Source organism: Belnapia sp. AC561, from assembly GCF_979252845.1.
Genome location: NZ_CEEDBP010000084.1, coordinates 1 through 5,819 on the forward strand (window position 1 = coordinate 1; position 5,819 = coordinate 5,819).

3 tRNA genes and 3 rRNA genes are annotated in these 5,819 nt (G+C 57.8%); all 6 read right to left on the reverse strand.

Going from position 1 to position 5,819, the window contains the following annotated elements:
- Position 1: 1 nt before the first annotated feature.
- Positions 2-75: transfer RNA gene (locus AC0IW9_RS29890), tRNA-Met, on the reverse strand.
- A gap of 31 nt (positions 76-106) precedes the next feature.
- Positions 107-221 (reverse strand): 5S ribosomal RNA (gene rrf, locus AC0IW9_RS29895).
- Between the two features lie 123 nt (positions 222-344).
- A 23S ribosomal RNA gene (locus AC0IW9_RS29900) occupies positions 345-3,089 on the reverse strand.
- Positions 3,090-3,462: 373 nt separating this feature from the next.
- Positions 3,463-3,535 (reverse strand) — tRNA-Ala (locus tag AC0IW9_RS29905).
- 76 nt (positions 3,536-3,611) lie between these two features.
- Positions 3,612-3,685: transfer RNA gene (locus tag AC0IW9_RS29910), tRNA-Ile, on the reverse strand.
- 333 nt (positions 3,686-4,018) lie between these two features.
- Positions 4,019-5,505, reverse strand: a 16S ribosomal RNA gene (locus AC0IW9_RS29915).
- The 16S, 23S and 5S rRNA genes sit together here with 3 tRNA genes alongside, the layout of an rRNA operon.
- Positions 5,506-5,819: the final 314 nt, after the last annotated feature.

Here is a 5,819-nt window from a genome sequence, read left to right on the forward strand (position 1 = left end):
GATGCGGGGACAGGATTTGAACCTGTGACCTTCAGGTTATGAGCCTGACGAGCTACCGGGCTGCTCCACCCCGCGGTGGTGTGTTGGGTTTGGGTCTGGCGTGGTGGTCCGGCGGCGACCGACTCTCCCGCATCTTGAGATGCAGTACCATGGGCGCAGCGGTGTTTCACGTCCGAGTTCGGGATGGGATCGGGTGTATCATCCGCGCGATGACCACCGGACCACCACGCCAGACCCAAGATTGGGTAGTGGAGTGAGTGGATGGATTGGTTGGATATTGTGGGTTAAGTCGCGGTTTGGTGCTGCGTGCGGTGCGGCCTTGCGGCCGCGCTACGGTGGTGATGGATATGAGCTCTATCGGGCGATTAGGACCGCTCGGCTGCGTCGGTTACCCGACTTCTACCTGCGGCCTATCGACGTGATGGTCTATCACGGCCCTCGAGGGAGACCTCGTTTAGAGGGGGGTTTCCTGCTTAGATGCCTTCAGCAGTTATCCCGTCCGCACTTAGCTACCCAGCGATGCTCCTGGCGGAACAACTGGTACACCAGAGGTACGTCCATCCCGGTCCTCTCGTACTAGGGACAGATCCTCGCAAGTCTCCTACACCCACGGCAGATAGGGACCGAACTGTCTCACGACGTTCTAAACCCAGCTCACGTACCGCTTTAATCGGCGAACAGCCGAACCCTTGGGACCTGCTCCAGCCCCGGGATGCGATGAGCCGACATCGAGGTGCCAAACCTCCCCGTCGATGTGGACTCTTGGGGGAGATCAGCCTGTTATCCCTAGAGTACCTTTTATCCGTTGAGCGATGGCCCTTCCACGCGGGACCACCGGATCACTAAGGCCGACTTTCGTCTCTGTTCGCGCTGTCGCGCTCACAGTCAGGCGGGCTTGTGCCTTTGCACTCAACAGCCGATGTCCGACCGGCTTGAGCCCACCATCGCGCGCCTCCGTTACCATTTGGGAGGCGACCGCCCCAGTCAAACTGCCCACCACGCAGGGTCCTGGCCCCGGATAACGGGGCTCAGTTAGACGCCAGAAAGGCACAGGGTGGTATTTCAAGGTTGGCTCCACCAAAGCTAGCGCCCCGGCTTCAAAGCCTCCCACCTATCCTACACAGTCCCTTCCTGGCGCCACTGCGAAGTTGCAGTAAAGGTTCATAGGGTCTTTCCGTCTGACCGCGGGTACCCCGCATCTTCACGGGGAATTCAATTTCGCTGAGCCCATGCTGGAGACAGTGGGGAGGTCGTTACGCCATTCGTGCAGGTCGGAACTTACCCGACAAGGAATTTCGCTACCTTAGGACCGTTATAGTTACGGCCGCCGTTTACTGGGGCTTCGGTTCGATGCTTGCACATCTCCCCTTGACCTTCCAGCACCGGGCAGGCGTCAGACCCTATACGTCATCTCTCGATTTCGCAGAGCCCTGTGTTTTTACTAAACAGTCGCCACCCCCTGGTTTGTGTCACCCACCACTGGTTGCCCAATAGTGGGTCTCGCTTATCCCGAAGTTACGCGAGCAATTTGCCTAGTTCCTTCAGCATGGTTCTCTCAAGCGCCTTGGTATGCTCTACCAGTCCACCTGTGTCGGTTTAGGGTACGGTCCATAATGCTAGAGCTATTTCCCGGACCGATCCGGCAGCCATCCCAATCCGATAAGGGATGACAACGCTTCACGGTCGTCACTTCTAGCGGGCCCAGGAATATTGACCTGGTTTCCATCGGCTACGGCTGTCGCCCTCGCCTTAGGGGCCGGCTCACCCTGCGCGGATTAGCCTTGCGCAGGAACCCTTGGACTTTCGGCGAGAGGGTTTCTCACCCTCTTTGTCGCTACTCATGTCCGCATTCGCACTTCCCATACCTCCACGGCCGCTCACGCATACCGCTTCACAGGCTTAGGGAACGCTCCGCTACCACGCTCTTTCGAGCATCCACAGCTTCGGCAGATGGCTTGAGCCCCGTTACATTTTCGCCGCGGGACAGCTATTAGACCAGTGAGCTATTACGCTTTCTTTAAAGGATGGCTGCTTCTAAGCCAACCTCCTGGTTGTTATGGCCGTCCTACATGCTTTCCCACTTAGCCATCATTTGGGGGCCTTAGCTGGTGGTCTGGGCTGTTTCCCTCTCGACAATGGACCTTAGCACCCACTGTCTGTCTGCCGCCCTGTACTCGCCGGCATTCGGAGTTCGGTAGGGTTTGGTAGGACTTTGGGTCCCCCTAGCCCTTCCGGTGCTCTACCTCCGGCGGTAATCGAACGACGATCTACCTCAATAGATTTCGCGGAGAACCAGCTATTTCCGAGTTTGATTGGCCTTTCACCCCTAGCCACAGCTCATCCCCGACTTTTTCAACAGGCGTGGGTTCGGCCCTCCAGTGCGTGTTACCGCACCTTCAGCCTGGCCATGGCTAGATCACTCGGTTTCGGGTCTTCTGCCAGCAACTAGGCGCCCTATTCGGACTCGCTTTCGCTGCGCCTACACCTCACGGCTTAAGCTTGCTGCTAACAGAAACTCGCGGACCCATTATACAAAAGGTACGCCGTCACCCACCTTACGGTAAGGGCTCCGACTGCTTGTAGGCGCTCGGTTTCAGGTCTCTTTCACTCCCCTCGTCGGGGTGCTTTTCACCTTTCCCTCACGGTACTTGTGCACTATCGGTCGCCAAGGAGTATTTAGGCTTGGAGGGTGGTCCCCCCATGTTCAGACAAGGTTTCACGTGCCTCGCCTTACTCAAGGATCTTGAGGAGCCATACGCCTACGGGGCTATCACCCACTATGGCCAGCCTTTCCAGACTGCTCGGCTTAACTCAACAAGACCACTGGCCTAATCCGCTTTCGCTCGCCACTACTCGCGGAATCTCGGTTGATGTCTGTTCCTCCAGGTACTGAGATGTTTCAGTTCCCCGGGTTTGCCTCGAAGCCCTATGTATTCAGGCCCCGATACCCTCGAAAGGGTGGGTTTCCCCATTCGGACATCCGCGGATCAACGATCGCTCGCATCTCCCCGCGGCTTTTCGCAGCGTGCCACGTCCTTCATCGCCTCTTGGCGCCAAGGCATCCACCGAACGCCCTTATCACGCTCAATATCGCATCATCACCGCCCGCACGCAGGACCAAACCGCGCCCTGCATGACAAGCTCTGCATGCCATACCAATCGCTTAACCCAAGGCCACCGGACATACTTCCGGCAGCACTTTATCCAACCAATCCATCTTCACTTGTCAAAGAACACACCCAGCCGGCATCCCCTGCGGGACCCACACCAGGCGGCGGTTATTGGAAGCGTGCATCACGCCAACAAGCCATGCCGGACAACCCGCGGCAGAACCACAGGCAAGCCAGCACCAACCCATCGCGCAATCTCTTGCCCAGCACCAGGCCTCTCGACCCGGCGCCAGCATCCCTAACCCATCCCGTGAACACCCCGCCACCGCCGGCGAACCGGCAGCAGAAGGTCTGGAGGCAAACGGATTCGAACCGATGACCCCCTGCTTGCAAAGCAGGTGCTCTACCAGCTGAGCTATGCCCCCATAGCCTCTCGGCCGGGGACATCGCCAGCGGCGACAGAGCCACCACCGCAAGACCATCACAAAGCCACGAAATGAATGGGCCAGGGAGGACTTGAACCTCCGACCCCACGCTTATCAAGCGTGTGCTCTAACCAACTGAGCTACTGGCCCCCAACCTCGGCATCACCGAAGCCCCCATATCATGGGAGAGGCCATCGCTCAGCCAAGGCCGCAACACACACCCGACAAAACGATCGGGAGAAGGATGCGCGGACGGCGCCGATCCCGCAAAGGATCAGGCGCACCATGCACCGCATACCGAACCAGCAGGTCCGTCGAGGCGAATGGCTGGAATAGCGTTGTTGTCTCGGGAACAGGCGCCCCAACCAAACCCAACCCATCCGGGCCAGGCCAGTCAAAGGACGATCTCGGTCCATAGTTTTAGTCATTGTTCAGGCCGTCAGCAGCAAGAGGCCGAAACCCCTACCCCACCAACGATCCTTGAAAGGAGGTGATCCAGCCGCAGGTTCCCCTACGGCTACCTTGTTACGACTTCACCCCAGTCACTGACCCTACCGTGGCAAGCTGCTTCCTTGCGGTTAGCGCACCTGCTTAAGGTAGAACCAACTCCCATGGTGTGACGGGCGGTGTGTACAAGGCCCGGGAACGTATTCACCGCGGCGTGCTGATCCGCGATTACTAGCGATTCCACCTTCACGCATCCGAGTTGCAGAATGCGATCTGAACTGAGACAGCTTTTTGGGATCGGCTCGGCATCACTACCTGGCTTCCCATTGTCACCGCCATTGTAGCACGTGTGTAGCCCAGCCCATAAGGGCCATGAGGACTTGACGTCATCCCCACCTTCCTCCGGCTTGTCACCGGCAGTTCCTCTAGAGTGCCCACCCAAACATGCTGGCAACTAAAGGCGAGGGTTGCGCTCGTTGCGGGACTTAACCCAACATCTCACGACACGAGCTGACGACAGCCATGCAGCACCTGTGCAGCAGGCCCCTTGCGGGGAAGGCCGATCTCTCGGCCAGTCCTGCCCATGTCAAGGGCTGGTAAGGTTCTGCGCGTTGCTTCGAATTAAACCACATGCTCCACCGCTTGTGCGGGCCCCCGTCAATTCCTTTGAGTTTCAACCTTGCGGCCGTACTCCCCAGGCGGTGCGCTTACCGCGTTAGCTACGACACTGAGTGACTAGGTCACCCAACATCCAGCGCACATCGTTTACGGCGTGGACTACCAGGGTATCTAATCCTGTTTGCTCCCCACGCTGTCGCGCCTCAGCGTCAGTAATGGACCAGGTCGCCGCCTTCGCCACCGGTGTTCTTCCCAATATCTACGAATTTCACCTCTACACTGGGAATTCCGCGACCCTCTTCCATCCTCTAGCCTAGCCGTATCAAGCGCAGTCCCCAGGTTGAGCCCAGGAATTTCACGCCTGACTAACTAAGCCGCCTACGCGCCCTTTACGCCCAGTAATTCCGAGCAACGCTAGCCCCCTTCGTATTACCGCGGCTGCTGGCACGAAGTTAGCCGGGGCTTCTTCTACGGGTACCGTCATCATCGTCCCCGTCGAAAGGGCTTTACAATCCGAAGACCTTCTTCACCCACGCGGAATTGCTGGATCAGGCTTGCGCCCATTGTCCAATATTCCCCACTGCTGCCTCCCGTAGGAGTCTGGGCCGTGTCTCAGTCCCAGTGTGGCTGGTCGTCCTCTCAGACCAGCTACCGATCGTCGCCTTGGTAGGCCATTACCCCACCAACAAGCTAATCGGACGCAGGCTACTCCAAAGGCGCATCACTGCTTTGAGCCTCAGCTCATATGCGGTATTAGCCCCAGTTTCCCGGGGTTGTCCCCCACCTCTGGACATATTCCTACGCGTTACTCACCCGTCCGCCACTGCCATTGCTGACCGTGCGACTTGCATGTGTTAAGCATTCCGCCAGCGTTCGCTCTGAGCCAGGATCAAACTCTCAGGTTCATACGCCAGTGTCCCCACCAGCATACTACCCGAAACCTCACCCAAACCCTCAACAACAACACCCACCAACCACCCAATCCACAACAGATCCCACCAGCCAGCACACAGCCCAAACAACACCCACCACCATGCCTCACAGCACAACAGCAGCGCCGCCCACGCATCCCACCCCTCATCATCCACCAAACCAAGGCAGACAATAGAAACAGAACACAAAAGCCACATACCAACCAGCACAACCCATCAATAAGACAGGATAACCAGCAAGCATATATTACACGCTTCCAAATAACCGATAAGGATTTAAAAGAACA